The organism is Actinoplanes sp. NPDC023801, assembly GCF_040639655.1.
Taxonomy (GTDB): domain Bacteria; phylum Actinomycetota; class Actinomycetes; order Mycobacteriales; family Micromonosporaceae; genus Actinoplanes.
In genome coordinates this window covers 43,371-57,687 of record NZ_JBFAAI010000008.1, presented here as the reverse complement: position 1 = coordinate 57,687, position 14,317 = coordinate 43,371, and the positions used below count along the sequence as shown (strand labels likewise).

The 14,317-nt window shown below is 69.4% G+C and carries 13 protein-coding genes; 10 read left to right on the top strand and 3 right to left on the bottom strand.

What is annotated here, in order from left to right:
• The first annotated feature begins 106 nt into the window (after nt 1–106).
• The 3 genes from AB0G04_RS16810 (at nt 107) to AB0G04_RS16800 (ending at nt 3,139) form a co-directional block, all read left to right on the top strand.
• Nucleotides 107–1,054, top strand: a complete 948-nt coding sequence (locus AB0G04_RS16810; RefSeq protein WP_360982946.1) for an NUDIX domain-containing protein — start codon at nt 107–109, stop codon at nt 1,052–1,054.
• Nucleotides 1,055–1,075: 21 nt separating this feature from the next.
• Nucleotides 1,076–1,969, top strand: coding sequence for an NUDIX domain-containing protein (locus tag AB0G04_RS16805; RefSeq protein ID WP_360982944.1), 894 nt, complete (start codon nt 1,076–1,078; stop codon nt 1,967–1,969).
• Nucleotides 1,970–2,251: 282 nt separating this feature from the next.
• Nucleotides 2,252–3,139 (top strand): CDP-alcohol phosphatidyltransferase family protein, encoded by an 888-nt coding sequence (locus AB0G04_RS16800; protein WP_360982941.1) that lies wholly within the window; start codon nt 2,252–2,254, stop codon nt 3,137–3,139.
• 202 nt (nt 3,140–3,341) lie between these two features.
• On the opposite strand, the gene AB0G04_RS16795 is transcribed toward AB0G04_RS16800, so the two are convergent.
• From AB0G04_RS16795 to AB0G04_RS16785, 3 genes are read right to left on the bottom strand one after another with little or no spacing between them, the layout of a single operon-like run.
• Complete coding sequence (locus AB0G04_RS16795) at nt 3,342–4,589, bottom strand: phosphatidylserine decarboxylase (RefSeq protein ID WP_360982939.1); 1,248 nt, start codon at nt 4,587–4,589, stop codon at nt 3,342–3,344.
• A gap of 59 nt (nt 4,590–4,648) precedes the next feature.
• Nucleotides 4,649–4,990 carry a phage holin family protein gene (locus AB0G04_RS16790; RefSeq protein ID WP_360982937.1) on the bottom strand — a complete coding sequence of 114 codons (342 nt, stop codon included), beginning with the start codon at nt 4,988–4,990 and terminating at the stop codon, nt 4,649–4,651.
• Nucleotides 4,987–6,396: a PspC domain-containing protein gene (locus AB0G04_RS16785; RefSeq protein ID WP_360982935.1), complete on the bottom strand. Its 1,410-nt coding sequence runs from the start codon at nt 6,394–6,396 to the stop codon at nt 4,987–4,989. Before AB0G04_RS16785 ends, AB0G04_RS16790 begins: the two co-directional genes overlap by 4 nt.
• A 131-nt stretch (nt 6,397–6,527) precedes the next feature.
• Between AB0G04_RS16785 and AB0G04_RS16780 the strand changes: the two genes are divergently transcribed.
• The 7 genes from AB0G04_RS16780 to AB0G04_RS16750 all read left to right on the top strand — a co-directional run bounded on the left by AB0G04_RS16780 (nt 6,528) and on the right by AB0G04_RS16750 (nt 14,272).
• Nucleotides 6,528–7,787, top strand: a complete 1,260-nt coding sequence (locus AB0G04_RS16780; RefSeq protein WP_360982933.1) for a PspC domain-containing protein — start codon at nt 6,528–6,530, stop codon at nt 7,785–7,787.
• Entirely contained in the window at nt 7,784–8,452 is a 669-nt protein-coding gene (locus AB0G04_RS16775; RefSeq protein ID WP_360982931.1) for a response regulator transcription factor, read from the top strand. Before AB0G04_RS16780 ends, AB0G04_RS16775 begins: the two co-directional genes overlap by 4 nt.
• A 244-nt stretch (nt 8,453–8,696) precedes the next feature.
• A complete protein-coding gene (locus tag AB0G04_RS16770; protein WP_360982929.1) occupies nt 8,697–10,328 on the top strand; it encodes an ABC transporter substrate-binding protein in 1,632 nt (543 codons plus the stop codon).
• 129 nt (nt 10,329–10,457) lie between these two features.
• Nucleotides 10,458–11,384 carry an ABC transporter permease gene (locus tag AB0G04_RS16765; protein ID WP_360982927.1) on the top strand — a complete coding sequence of 309 codons (927 nt, stop codon included), beginning with the start codon at nt 10,458–10,460 and terminating at the stop codon, nt 11,382–11,384.
• A complete protein-coding gene (locus AB0G04_RS16760) occupies nt 11,377–12,267 on the top strand; it encodes an ABC transporter permease (RefSeq protein ID WP_360982925.1) in 891 nt (296 codons plus the stop codon). Before AB0G04_RS16765 ends, AB0G04_RS16760 begins: the two co-directional genes overlap by 8 nt.
• A 15-nt stretch (nt 12,268–12,282) precedes the next feature.
• Nucleotides 12,283–13,314: an ABC transporter ATP-binding protein gene (locus AB0G04_RS16755; protein ID WP_360982923.1), complete on the top strand. Its 1,032-nt coding sequence runs from the start codon at nt 12,283–12,285 to the stop codon at nt 13,312–13,314.
• Complete coding sequence (locus AB0G04_RS16750; protein WP_360982921.1) at nt 13,307–14,272, top strand: oligopeptide/dipeptide ABC transporter ATP-binding protein; 966 nt, start codon at nt 13,307–13,309, stop codon at nt 14,270–14,272. The genes AB0G04_RS16755 and AB0G04_RS16750 overlap by 8 nt, the downstream gene beginning before the upstream one ends.
• The last annotated feature ends 45 nt before the right edge of the window (nt 14,273–14,317 follow it).

Sequence of the window (14,317 nt, the reverse complement as noted above, 5' to 3'; positions counted from 1 at the left end):
GGGCGGCGTAACCCGCCCTGAGCTGCGATTACTCACCGCTATCCCACTGTCAGGAATTTGACAAAAGTTCTTGAGAGGTAACATATTCCGGGCAGAATTGCCGCCCGTGACCCCCGCACTGGAACCGCTCCGCCGGATCGCCGCCTACGCCGTCGCCCGCGACGGCGAAGGCCGCGTCCTCCTGGTCCGGGCATCGTCCAAATCCGGTACCCCCGGAGTCTGGTCGTTGCCCGGCGGCGCCGTCGACCACGGCGAAGACCCCAACCACACCGTCGTCCGCGAGACCGCGGCGGAGACCGGGCTCTCCGTCGCCGTGACCGGACTGCACGACGTCCTCGCCGACATGCGCTCCATGCCGCACCGTGGCGTCACCATCCACACCGACCGGCTCGTCTACTCGGTCTCGGTGCGCGGCGGGAACCTCATCGACCGGGTCGGCCACCCCACCGACCTGGCCCGCTGGCACACCCTCGAAGAGGCCGAGAAACTGAAACTCCGGCCGTTCACCGCGGCCGCGCTCGGGCTCTCCGCCGCGTCCGGGGACCTGCGGCCCGAGGAGGCGCCGGTCTTCCCCTCCTTCTACGCCTACCAGGGGCCGGACGGGCTGCACCGGGCACAGCGGTTCGCGGCGTACGCGATCGCCACCGACCCGTACCAGAACCTCCTGCTCACCCGGATCTCCGAGGGCTACCCGGGCGGCGGCTGCTGGCACCTGCCCGGCGGCGGCACCGACTACGGCGAACAGCCGGGCACCGCGCTGCTGCGTGAACTCGTCGAGGAGACCGGACAGGAGGGCCGCATCGTCGAGCTGCTCGGCGTGGCCAGCCACCGGGACGCCGCCTCACTCGGGCCCGAGGGGTACCCGATCGACTGGCACGGCGTCCGGGCGTTCTACCGGGTCGTCGTCGAACGGCCCACCGAGGTGACCATCCACGACGTCGGCGGTTCCACGGCCGAGGCCCGATGGATGCCGCTCAAAGAGGTCGCCGAGCTGGCCTCCGACCACATCACCGAGGTGACGGCCGACGCCTTGCGAGCGGCGCGGCTGATATAGAACCACGCTAACCTGGAGCCGGTGAAGATCAGAAGACGGGCGGCGGCGTACGGGGTGTGCCGCTCGGCCGACGGCAGCGTCCTTCTCACCCGAGGATCCGACGCCGGCGCGTTCCCCGGCATCTGGTCCCTGCCGGGCGGCGGCATCGACCACGGCGAGCACCCGGACGACACCGTGGTCCGGGAGTTCGCCGAGGAGACCGGCCTCATCGTGCGGATCACCGGCGTGCGGACCGTGCTCGCCGATCTGGCCCGCCTCCCCGACGATTCGATCGAGCACACCGACCGGATCCTGTACGACGTCGAGGCGGCCGGGGGCACGCTGCGCCACGAGACCGCCGGCACGAGTGATCTCGCCGAATGGGTGACACCGGCGGACGTGGCGGCCCGCCCGCTGCTGCCGTTCACGGCCGGCGCCCTCGGCATCAGCTTCCCGGCCGCCGACCTCGGTGCGGTGCCGGCCGGTGAACCGGAGCGACCCGGACGGGTGCAGCGGTTCGGAGCGTACGCACACGCCACCGATCCGGACGGCCGGATCCTGCTGACCCGGATCGCCGACGGATACCCCGGCGGCGGGCGGTGGCACCTGGCCGGCGGCGGCACCGACTTCGGCGAGACACCGGAGCAGGCGCTGGCCCGCGAACTGTACGAGGAGACGTCCCAGCGTGGCCGGATCACCGGTCTGATCGGGGTCTCCCATCGGTACGACCCGTCCGCGCTCGGCCCCGAAGGAGTGCCGATCGACTGGCACACCATCCGGGTCGTCTACCACGTCACGGTTCCCGAACCGACCGATGCGGCGGTCACCGAGGCGGCCGGCGGATCCACCGCGGAGGCCGCCTGGTACACGCCTGAGCAGGCCCGCAACCTGCCTCTCACCGAACTGGCCCGGGATGCTTTGGGCCGTACGGGCTAAAATAAGGAATCAGAAGGTCGAAGAAGGTTCCGTCGGTCGGTGCAGGGAAAGTAACCACGTAGGGAATGAAACGGTCGGCTCTCGTGGTTGTACCCCAGTGATCGTTAGCCTCTCGCCAAGGCCGTCCGGCTGTGCGATGGTGTAACCCGCAATTTCGCTGGGCTCACAAGTCCCCGGCGGAACAACCGAACTCCATGGAGGAAGCACGTGCCGAGTACCCCTTGGCGCCGGCGTCGTACGACGGATAGTCCCCGTCCCGCTGGGCGTCGTTGGGCTGGCCGGTTGCGCCGCGGCGGATCTATCGCCCGGCAGGCCCTGATGGTTCGGGTGGGCCGCCGCTCCACCGACACCGGGCGGGCCGCGACCGCGACCCGGGCTGAGGTGCTGCACATCGGTTCCGATTCGGTGCGGACTCTCACGATTCCCGCGCCGGGGGCTCCTGTGGACGTTTCCGTCGCCGGGCCAGACCCGGCGCCGGCTTCCATCCCCCTGCTTCCCGGTGAGCGCACCATGTCCCGCCGGGCGAGCTTCGCGCTCGTCAACGCCTGCACCCTGGCCAGCCTCGGCCTCGGCCTGCTGGCGATCTTCCTGGCCATGGACGGTCAGGTCCGGATCGCCGCGGCCTGCCTGGTGGCCTGCGTGATCTTCGACGGCCTGGACGGCGCGCTCGCCCGCAAGCTCGGCGTCGCCAGCCCGTTCGGCGCGCAGATGGATTCGCTCGCCGACATGTGCTCGTTCGGTCTCGCCGCGCCGGTGGTGGTCTACGCCTCCCTGGCCGACGAGGTGCCGCCGGCCGCCGCCGCGATCGCGACCGTCCTGGTGGCCGGTTGCGCCGCGATCCGGCTGGCCCGGTTCAACGTCTCGCCGAAGGACGGCCGCTTCTTCTGCGGCGTGCCCACCACGATGGCCGCCGCGGTGCTCGCGCTGACCGTTCTGATCGGGTTGCCGCTGCCCGGCATGGTGCTGCTCGGCGGGGTCACGCTGCTGGCGTTCGCGATGGTCTCGAGCTTCCCGTACGCCAAGCTCGCCCGCCTCATGAAGCTGCCGCCGTGGCTGTTCCTGCTGCCGATCGTGGGCGTCCTCATCGACGCCCGCATGACGTTCGTGCTGATCGTCGCTACCTACCTGGTCAGCGGCCCGATCCTGTGGATGCGCGCCAAGCGCGTCTGACGACTGACGCCGAGAAGGCCGCCTCCCCTCGGGGAAGCGGCCTTCTCGCGTGTCCACAGCCGCCGCGCGGTGATGTGCGGTGCGCCGGCGGGCACAGGTCACCACGTTGCTTGTGCGCTCGTCTTGCGTGGTGATGTGCGATGCGCCGGCGGGCGCAGGTCACCACGTTGCGGCAGGCGGCCGTGGCCGCCTGCCGCGGTCGTCACTTCGTGAAGCGGGCGATGACCGTCGAGCCGCCGACGACGCGCTCGCCGACCGTGACCAGCGCCTCGGCCCTGTCGGCGGGCAGGTAGACGTCGGTGCGCGAGCCGAAACGGATCAGGCCGTACCGTTCGCCCTTGGCCAGCAGCGTGCCGACCGGCGCCCGCTGCACGATGCGGCGGGCGATCAGACCGGTCCGCTGCGCGACCGCGACCGTGCCGTGGTCGGTGTCGAGAACGGTGTAGGCGGCGACGTTGTGCTCGGCCGCCGCGGTTGCCGCGTTGGCGTAACCGCCCTCCTCGACGAAGTAGTCGGCGACCCGGCCGGCCACCGGGACCCGGTTGACGTGCACGTCGAAGACCGACAGGAAGACCGCGATCCGCAGGAACTCGCCGGGGCCGAAGCGCTCGTCGCGCATCCGCTCGACCGAGAGGACCTTGCCGTCCGCGGCCGAGATCACCGCCGACGGGTCGGTCGGCACGTCGCGCTCAGGGTCGCGGAAGAACGCGGCGACCGGCGCGGCGGCCAGCGCCGGGATCAGCCACAGCTTGGATTGGGGCCGGGCACGGCGGGCGAGCGCGGCGAGGCCGAGCGCGATCCCGGCGGCGGCGACACCGTTCGAGTCGATGTGCATGGCGCGGGTCACCGGCACGCTCGAGGTCTTGAAGGCCGGGGCGAGCTTGGCAGCGGTCGCCACCTCGGCCGGGCTGAACCGCAGCTTGTGCACGCGCAGTGGCGGCTGGTTGCGGATCACCAGGTCGGAGCCGACACCGAAGAGCGCGCCCTGACGGAACAGTTCGGCGGCGGCGCCCTGGGTGCGGCCGGGGCCGGCGGGCACGGCCACCGAGAGGACGGCGCCGTCGGCGAGGTACTTCCCGAGCTGGTCGATCAGGCTGCGGGCCTCCTCGGCGGTGCCGGTCAGCGGCTCCCCGACGATCAGCACGTCGGCCGGCTGGGCCTCGTCGAGGGACTCGACGATCTTCACCCGGTCGGCCACCCAGCTGCCGAGACCGGTGATGTGGCCGCGGAGCACGTCGGTGCTGCTGTTGACGCCGGGAACAAGGGTGAGCGTGTCACCCGGGAGGAGTGCCTCGACGGCGGCGGCCACCACGGCCGAGGCATGGTCGGCGCCGACCAGCAGCGCGGACGTGGCCGCGTTCTGCCGGGCGAACTCGGCGGTCAGGGCTCGGGCGGCCCGGTCACCCACGCCGGGGACGGGCGCCACGGAAACGGTCGGAAACGCGGTCATCAGCCGAGCATATTGCCCCGCCCGCGGGTGGTCGTCCCTCGGGCGGGGCATCCGGTGGCTCAAATCTCGTGCGGACGCTCGGCGGACTGCTGTTCCCGGGAGAACTTGTCGGCCGGATCGTCGAGCAGCTCCCGGACGATCGAGGCGTGCATCTCGGGGGGAAGGTCGCCCGGCGTCTCGACCGAGGCGGTGGCCGGAACCGGAGCGGGCACCTCACGCCGGCCCGAGCGGATCGCCCCGAGCAGGCCGACGACGCCGAAGAAGATCAGTCCACCGGCCACGATCCAGCCCACCGCCGGCAGTTGGAGGGTGATCACCTGGGAGGCCGCCCACCAGAGCGCGACCATCAGGAAGATCAGGCCGAAGCTGAGGGAGACCCCGTCCATGCGGTGCGGCTTCATCGGATCACCTCCACGTTCCCGGCCTCGAGCCGGATGTTCAGGGTCAGGTTGCCGCCACCGGTGCCGTCCGTGCCCAGGTCGGTCCTCTCCTGATAGGTGCCGTCGGCGAACTCCTCACCGAAGAGCACCAGACGGCCACCCTCGACGGCCGCCTCGACCGTGGTGTCGACCTTCTCCGGGAGCAGGACCTTCATCTGGCCGAGTTTCATGTTGACCGCGATGGGCTGGGTCTGCCCGGCGAAGTCGACCTGGCGCAGGTCCAGGGTGACGTTGCCGACGTTGAAGTCGTACTGATCGGCGACCGCGGCGATGGTGGTGGGCCGATAGACGCTCGGCGTCCACTCCCGGCCGAAACGCTCCAGGCCGGACGAGACACCCAGTCCGAAGCTCAGCACCAGGGCGAGCGCGATGAGTCCACGGGCCCGGCCGAACCAGGCACCCACGATCAGCCCGAGCGCCGTGGTGACCAGCGCCGCCGCGAAGTAGGCGGAGATGTCGACGTCCACGCCGCTCATGTCGAGGGCGCCGATCAGACCGGTCACCATGAGGACGGCGAAGAAGGTCAGCCGGCCGAGGACCGACCGCTCCTTGGGCGGCTTCGGCGGACGGGGCGGAGCCGGTGGCGCCGGGGGAGGCGGGGTGTGCCCGGCGAACGGCCCGTGCGGCGCGAACGGCGGCCGGACCCCTCCGGCCGGCGGCACCGGCGGCGGGGGCGGCGTGTACGCCGGGGACGGGGTGTAGGCCGGAGGCGGGGTGTATGCCGGGGGAGGGGTCACCGATTCAGCGGCCGGTGCGGCCGCGGGCGCCGCCACGAACGGCACCGTCGGCTCCTCGCCGGCCGGCGGGTGCCCGGCCGGCGGCGCGAAGGGCGAACCGGGCGGGGCGGTCGGCGGGGTTCCCGGAAACGAGGCTGCGCCACCCCTCTTGATCAGCAGAAACGCTCCGAGGATCACGGCGGCGGCGAGCATGCTGGCCCGGGCGCCGGAGTTCACGATGAAGGCGAAGGTCAGCAGCGCGGCACCACCGAGCAGGACCACCGAGAGCGGTGCCATGCCGGACCGGCCCTTGCCGAGCAGCGACTCGATCGGGGAGGCGGTGTCGCCCTCGGACGGGATGATCAGCCAGCCGATGAGGTAGAGCAGCACACCGGTGCCGCCCAGGACCCCGAGCACGGCGAGCAGCACCCGCCAGAGCACCGGGTCGGTGTTGGTGGCCCGGGCCACGGCGCCGCAGACGCCGGCCACATATCTGCCCTGCAGGGGGCGGATCAGCTGCTGACGGGTCCAGGCAGCGGAGGCCGCGGAGACCCACGGCGGCACGTTCGCGCCGGGCGGGAATCCGCCGGGCTGGTCGGAAGGTGCCTGGTCACCCTTCACAGGCCCGGCACCGGACGGTTCGTCGGTCATGCTTCGATCCTGCTCGCGGCGTGACCCGAGCCGCTTCCGGAGGCGACCCTGAGGCCACCCTGAGATATCCGGCCCCGGTACCGGGGATGATCCCCGTGGCCGGGGCTTGCGTCGCATGTGACGATCGGAGGGTGAGTACCGCTGCCGTGAACGAGCCGCGCCGGCTTTACCGTCCGCGCGACCACCGCATCGTCGCCGGGGTCGCCGCCGGGCTGGCGCGCCACCTCGGCCTACCGGTGCTGGCCGTCCGGATCACGCTCGTGCTCCTGCTCGGCTTCAACGCCCTCGGCCTGCTGCTCTACGCCGCCTACTGGGCGGTCCTGCCGCAGGAGGCGCGCGGCGGTGAGGAGCCGACCCGCCGTGACCTGGGCGCCCTGCTGCCGTTCGCGGCGATCGGCATGGGCGTGGTCCTCCTGCAGGCTCAGATCTTCGAGGACCAGGTGGCCACCACGGCCGGCTGGATGATCGCGGTGATCGCGGTCGGCGCCGGCGTGATCTGGCACCAGTCCGACCCCAGCCGCCGCGAGTTCCATTCGGAGAACCTCGCCTCCACCCCGTGGTTCGCGGCGATGGTCTCGGAGAACGACCGGCGGGCCTTCCTGTTCCGGTTCCTGGGCGGCGGCATCCTGGTCGCGGTCGGCATCATCGGCGTGGTCGCCGTCTACTCGCCGACCGATTCGTTCTCCGCCGTGTTCAACGGCGTGATCTTCGCCTTCGTCGGGCTCCTCGGTGTCGGCGTGGTGGTCGCGCCGCTGGTCTGGCGCACCTTCGGCCAGCTGCGCGCCGAGCGTGAGGGCCGGATCCGCGAGCAGGAACGGGCCGAGCTGGCCGCCATGATCCACGACCAGGTGCTGCACACGCTGGCCCTGATCCAGCGCAACTCCACCGACATCAAGGAGGTGCAGCGCCTGGCCCGCGGTCAGGAGCGCAGCCTCCGCAACTGGCTGTACCGCCCGACCGGCTCGCCGACCGAGCGGTTCGCCGCGGCCCTCGAGCAGGCCGCGGCCGAGGTCGAGGACACCTTCGCGATCACCGTGGAGACCGTGGTGGTCGGCGACACCCAGTGCGACGACCGGGTCGCCGCACTGGTCGCGGCGGCGCGGGAGGCTCTCGTCAACGCGGCCCGGCATGCGGGCGTGCAGACGGTATCGCTGTACGCCGAGGTGGAGGAGGATGAGCTGAGCGTCTTCGTCCGGGACCGTGGCGCCGGCTTCGATCCCGGCGGCGTGGCGGACACCAGGCACGGGGTGCGGGGGTCGATCATCGGGCGCATGCAGCGTCACGGCGGGCGGGCCGAGATCCGCAGCGCCCCCGGAGACGGTACGGAGGTGCGGCTCATGCTTCCCGTGTCGCGGGAAAGTGTGACCGCCGGTAAGGAGTCTGTGCGATGACCGAGCCCGTGATCGAGCCGGAGGTCCGGCGTCTCAACGTCTTCCTGGTCGACGACCATGCGATGTTCCGCGCGGGAGTGCGTGCCGAGCTGGGTGCGCATGTCGACGTGGTGGGGGAGGCGAGCACGGTGGGCGAGGCGATCAGCCGGATCGCCGCGGTGCAGCCCGATGTGGTCCTGCTCGACGTGCACATGCCGGACGGCGGCGGGCGCGCGGTGCTGGAGTCGGTGCGCCGCAGTCACCCGCAGGTCCGCTTCCTGGCCCTGTCGGTGTCGGACGCCGCGGAGGACGTGATCGGGCTGATCCGGGCCGGCGCGCGGGGGTACGTGACCAAGACGATCTCGCCGGACGAGCTGGCCGCTGCGGTGCGCCGGGTGGCCGACGGCGACGCGGTGTTCAGCCCGAGGCTGGCCGGTTTCGTGCTTGACGCGTTCGCCTCCCGGCCGGACGTGCCGGTCGCCGATCCGGAATTGGATCAGCTCACCAACCGCGAGCGCGAGGTGCTGCGTCTGCTCGCCCGCGGGTACGCGTACAAGGAGATCGCGAAGGAACTGTTCATCTCCATCAAGACCGTCGAGACGCACGTTTCGAACGTTCTGCGTAAATTGCAGATGAGTAACCGTTACGAACTGTCACGATGGGCAGCCGATCGGCGCCTTGTCTGAGCCGTTCCGGGCAGGTTTCCTGAGAGTTTTTCGGATAGGCTGCGCTCCGTGCTGCCCCGGAAGCCGCATGGAGTAATCCCTGTTCAGGCCGGTTGGATCCGTCTAAACGGTTGCTCACAAGGCTTTCTCGGGACGTAGACGGCTAATATCGGCTTGATAACGGCGCTCCGGGTTTTCGTGCCTCTGTGTCACAGTGGCACTCACTCACACACCCCTCGTGAGCGCCCCTGAAGGAGGCTCTCCCATGCTTGGGAAACGCCCGTGGAAGATGGCGGCCGCTACGGCCGCCATCTCCTTGTTGGTCGCCGGTTGTGCTGGTGGTGAGTCGGAAGATCCGACACTGTCCAACGCCGTGGTGATCAGCATCGCTGAGCCGCAACACCTTCTCCCCACCAACGCCACCGACAGCAGCAGCGCGCAGGTCCTCTCCTCCCTCTTCTACCCGCTGGTGAGCTTCGACGCGGAGAAGAAGCCGGTCGAGGTGGCCGCGGAGAGGATTTCGGTCGAAAAGGGCAACAAGGTCTGGACCATCAAGCTGAAGCCGGGCTTCACCTTCCACAACGGCGAGCCGGTCACCGCGCAGAACTACATCGACGCGTGGAACTACGGCGCCTACGGTCCGAACGCCCAGGGCGGTGGCTACTTCTTCGATCGCATCGCCGGCTACGCCGACCTGAACCCGGTGGACCCGGACAAGGACGGTCCGCAGAAGGCACTCAAGCCGACCACCAACAAGTTGTCCGGCTTGAAGAAGGTCGACGACCTGACCTTCACGGTGACCCTCTCCGCCCCGTTCGCCAGCTTCAAGTCGGTGCTCGCGTACTCGGTCTTCCATCCGCTTCCCAAGGCGGCGTTCTCGTCCGACGGTGTGATCGCCAAGGGCTTCGAGGAACGGCTGATCGGAAACGGTCCCTTCAAGATGAAGGGCAAGTGGGAGCACGACGACAAGATCGTCGTGGAGAAGTTCAGCGACTTCAAGGGCGTGGTCCCGAAGGTCGACGGCGTGACCTGGAAGATCTACGGCGACCAGATGGCGGCCTACGCCGACCTGGTCAGCGGCAACCTCGACGTGCAGACCACGATCCCGACCGACGCGCTGGCCAATGCCCCGGCCGACCTGGGTGAGCGGTTCCTGAAGAGCGAGAACTCGGTCTTCGAGTTCATCGGCTTCCCGACGTTCCTCAGGCAGTACAAGGACCCCGACGTCCGTAAGGCGATCTCGATGGCGATCAACCGTGAGGAGATCGCGTCGCAGGTGTTCCTGGGCTCGCGGACGGCGGCCAAGTCGTTCGTCTCGCCGGTGGTCAGCGGTTACCGCGAGGGCAGCTGCGGCGAGGCCTGCGACTACAACCCGACGAAGGCGCGTGACCTGTACCGGGAAGCTCGCGGACCGGCGGAAATCAAGATCACTTACAACGTCGACGGTGGCCACAAGTCCTGGGTCGACGCGACCTGCAACCAGATCCGCGCGGCGCTGCAGGTCAAGTGCATCGGTGAGCAGGAGCCGAAGTTCGCGGTCATGCAGGACAAGCTGCAGGCCAAGCAGGACATCGGCCTGATCCGCCTCGGCTGGATCATGGACTACCCGCTGATGGAGAACTACCTCAACCCGCTGTACGGCACCAACGGCGGCTCGAACTACTACGGCTGGTCGAACACCACCTTCGACAACCTGGTGAAGCAGGGCTCGGCGGCGGCCACGCCGGAGGCGTCGATCCGGAAGTGGCAGCAGGCGGAGAACATCCTCGCCGACGAGATGCCGGTCATCCCGCTGCGTTACGGGCAGAACGTGTTCGGCCACTCCGAGCGGGTCGCGAGCGTCGACATGGACCTGTTCAGCAGAGTGGACCTGTTCGAGATCGAAACGATCGCCTGATCTGACCGACCGAACGGTAGTGGCGTCACGGAGGGTATGCCACCGTGACGCCACTACTGTGTGAACCGACCTTTGCCGTCGCCGGCTCACGAGGCCTGCGCTCCCTCCGCGGAAGAAGTTCGAACCCGTATGTTCCGCTACATCGTGCGGCGCCTACTGCAGATGATCCTGACGTTCTTCGGGGCCACCTTCGTGGTATTCGCGCTGATGTTCGCCAACCAGGACGACCCCATCCAGGCGCTGGCGGGCGAGAAACCGATCAGTGACACCCTTCGTGCCCAGCTGACCGAGCGTTACCACCTCGACGAGGGTTTCCTGGGCCAGTACTGGTACTACATGGGCAATCTGCTCACCGGAGACTTCGGTGAGTCGCTCAGCGGCCGGGAGATCTCCGCCATCTTCTCGACCGCGTGGCCGGTGACGGTGCGCCTCGCCGTCATGGCGCTCGTCATCGCGGCGCTCGTCGCGATCGCCGCGGGCGTCTGGTCCGGGATCCGCCGTGGCGGTCTGTTCGACAACGGCACGCTGACCTTCACGCTGCTGCTGCTGGCCATGCCGGTCGTCGTCCTCGCGCCGGTCGCCCAATGGATCTTCGGCATGGAACTGGGCTGGTTCCCGGTGACGGCGTCCCGCGATGCGACCTTCTACGCCCTGCTCCTTCCGGCCATCGTGCTCGCCTGCACGGTCGTCGCGACCCAGCTGCGGGTCACGCGTACCTCGGTCGTCGAGAACCTGCGCGCCGACTACGTACGGACCGCTCGCGCCAAGGGCCTGGCCCCGCGCCGTGTCGTCTGGGTGCACGTGCTGCGCAACTCGCTGATCCCGGTGATCACTCTGATCGGTGTCGACCTGGGTGTGCTCATGTCCGGCGCGCTCGTCACCGAGGAGGTCTTCAACATCCCGGGCGTCGGCTCCAAACTGGCCCAGGGTGTCCGGACCGAGGACGGGCCCCTGGTGGTCGGCTTCGTCAGCATTCTGGTGATCGTCTTCCTGGTCATGAACCTGGTCGTCGATCTGCTCTACGCCGCCCTCGACCCCAGGATCCGCTATGAGTGACCCGACCCTGCTCGCCACCGTCGAGGGACGGCCGCGCAGCCTCGCCGGCGACGCCTGGGACGACCTGCGTCGCAACAAGATCTTCTGGGCGTCGTCCGTGCTGGTCGTCGTGATCCTGGTGATGGCGCTCCTGCCGTCGCTGTTCACCTCGGCCGATCCCGCCTCCTGCGCGCTGTCGAACAAGCACAAGGGCCCCACCGGTGCGGCCATCTTCGGTTACGACTCCCTGGGCTGTGACGTCTTCGCCCGTACCGTCCACGGCACCGGCGACTCGATCCAGGTCGGCATCCTCTCCACCCTGCTCGCCGGCCTGATCGCGCTGTTCTTCGGGCTCGCCGCCGGCTACTACGGCGGCGCGGTCGACGCGGTGCTGTCCCGCGGCATCGACATCGTGCTGGGGATCCCGTTCCTGCTCGGCGCGGTGATCTTCTCGGGCCGCCTGTCCGGTCCGGGCGACGACGGCGTCACCGCGGTGACCGTCACGCTCGGCCTGCTCACTTGGACCTCCGCGGCCCGGGTGATGCGTTCCTCGGTGGTGGCCGCGAAGAACCAGGATTACGTGTCGGCTGCCCGGATGCTCGGCGCGAGTCCCGCCCGGCTGATGTTCCGGCACATCCTGCCGAACGCTGTCGCCCCGTTCATCGTGGTGCTGACCCTGTTGCTGGGCGCCAACATCGCGGCCGAGGCGACACTGTCCTATTTGGGGGTCGGCCTCAAGGGCGACGCGATGAGCTGGGGCCTGCAGATCTCCGAGGCGCGGCGTCAGGTCCGGGTGGCCGCGGCTCCGCTGGTCTGGCCGTCGGCGTTCCTCGCCGCGACGGTGCTGGCCTTCATCATGCTTGGCGACGCCATCCGCGACGCCTTCGACCCGAAGCTGCGGTGACGAGAAGGTGACCCCGTGACCGACATCAAGGCGCAGGTGGACGTCCTACCCGGAATCGATCCACGTGCACCCCTGCTCCAGATCAACGACCTGCACGTCGAGTTCCGGACCCGGGACGGCGTGGCCAAGGCCGTGAACGGTGCGAGTTTCTGGCTGAACCCCGGCGAGACCCTCGCCATCCTGGGGGAGTCCGGCTGCGGCAAGTCGGTGACCGCTCAGGCGATCATGGGCATCCTGGATTCCCCACCCGGGCACATCACCCGCGGTGAGGTCCGTTACCGCGGCGTCGACCTGCTGAAACTGCGGGAGGACGAGCGCCGGCGGGTCCGCGCCAACAAGATCGCGATGATCTTCCAGGACGCCCTGTCCGCACTGAACCCGGTCTACACCGTCGGCTTTCAGCTGGCTGAACTGTTCCGGACACACCGCGGCATGTCCCGCGCCGATGCCAAGAACCGGGCGGTCGAACTGCTCGACCAGGTCCGGATCCCGGCCGCGCGATCCCGGATCGGCGACTACCCGCACCAGTTCTCCGGCGGTATGCGGCAACGCGTCATGATTGCCATGGCACTGGCCCTCGACCCCGAGGTGCTGATCGCCGACGAACCCACCACCGCGCTCGACGTCACGGTGCAGGCGCAGATCATGGGCCTCCTGGCGGAGCTGCAGCGACAGCGCAACATGGGCCTCATCCTCATCACGCACGACATGGGTGTGGTCGCCGACGTGGCCGACCGGATCTCCGTGATGTACGCCGGCCGGGTCGTCGAGGAGGCACCGGTCTACGACATCTACGACAAGCCGGGTCACCCGTACACCCGCGCCCTCCTTGAATCGATCCCCCGGCTCGACCTGAAGGGCCAGCAGCTCACCGCGATCCGCGGCCTGCCGCCGGCGCTGACCGACATCCCGCAGGGCTGTGCCTTCAACCCCCGATGCGGGTACGCCAAGGAGCCGTGCCGGCAGGACCCGGCACCACCCGCCTACGCGATCGCCCCGCGCCGTACCGCCCGATGCCATTTCTTCCGGGAGGTTCTCGGTGACTGACGTCGTCCTAGAGGCCAGGAATCTGGTGAAGCACTTCACCGGGGGGATCCGGGCGGTCGACGGGGTCGACCTGCAGTTGCGCCGCGGCGAGACGCTCGGTGTCGTCGGCGAGTCCGGCTGCGGCAAGTCGACGCTTGCCAAGCTGCTGGTCGGGCTCGAGAAGCCGACGTCCGGCTCGGTCATGGTCCGCGGGGAGGACATGACCCGGCTGCGCGGCGGCGGGTTGCGACGGGCGCGCCGCAACATCCAGATGGTGCTGCAGGACCCGTACACCTCGCTCAACCCGCGGATGACGGTCGGCGACATTGTCGGCGAGCCGTTCGAGATCCACTCCGACGTGGTGCCGCGCGGCAAACGGCAGCAGGCCGTGCAGGATCTGCTGGACACGGTCGGTCTCAACCCGGATCACATCAACCGTTACCCGCACCAGTTCTCCGGCGGTCAGCGGCAGCGCATCGGCATCGCCCGCGCGCTGGCGCTCAAACCGGAGATCATCGTCTGTGACGAGCCGGTGTCGGCGCTCGACGTGTCCATCCAGGCGCAGGTGATCAACCTGCTGGAGCGGCTTCAGGACGATTTCGGGCTGTCGTACATCTTCATCGCCCACGATCTCTCCGTGGTACGGCACATCTCCGACCGGGTCGCCGTGATGTACCTCGGCAAGATCGTCGAGCAGGGTCATGACGTGGCCATCTACGATCAGCCGACCCACCCGTACACGCAGGCCCTGCTCTCTGCCGTGCCGGTCCCGGACCCGCGCCTGCGTGGCCGCCGCAAGCAGATCGTCCTGGAGGGCGACGTCCCGTCACCGGCGGATCCGCCGTCCGGCTGCCGTTTTCGGACCCGCTGCTGGAAGGCGCAGCACGTCTGCGCCGAACAGGAGCCGGTGCTGCAGATCCGGGAACGGTCACCGCATCCGAGCGCCTGCCACTTCGCCGAGATCAACAGAATCCACTGACGTACGTGCGAGACGGGCCGGATCCTGCCGGCCCGTCCCGTCGGG

Coding starts and splice junctions, on each gene's coding strand:
- AB0G04_RS16785 (WP_360982935.1), bottom strand. CDS start 6,396: ATGACCGACGAACCGTCCGGTGCCGGGCCTGTGAAGGGTGACCAGGCA.
- AB0G04_RS16765 (WP_360982927.1), top strand. CDS start 10,458: ATGTTCCGCTACATCGTGCGGCGCCTACTGCAGATGATCCTGACGTTC.
- AB0G04_RS16760 (WP_360982925.1), top strand. CDS start 11,377: ATGAGTGACCCGACCCTGCTCGCCACCGTCGAGGGACGGCCGCGCAGC.
- AB0G04_RS16790 (WP_360982937.1), bottom strand. CDS start 4,990: ATGAAGCCGCACCGCATGGACGGGGTCTCCCTCAGCTTCGGCCTGATC.
- AB0G04_RS16775 (WP_360982931.1), top strand. CDS start 7,784: ATGACCGAGCCCGTGATCGAGCCGGAGGTCCGGCGTCTCAACGTCTTC.
- AB0G04_RS16795 (WP_360982939.1), bottom strand. CDS start 4,589: ATGACCGCGTTTCCGACCGTTTCCGTGGCGCCCGTCCCCGGCGTGGGT.
- AB0G04_RS16770 (WP_360982929.1), top strand. CDS start 8,697: ATGCTTGGGAAACGCCCGTGGAAGATGGCGGCCGCTACGGCCGCCATC.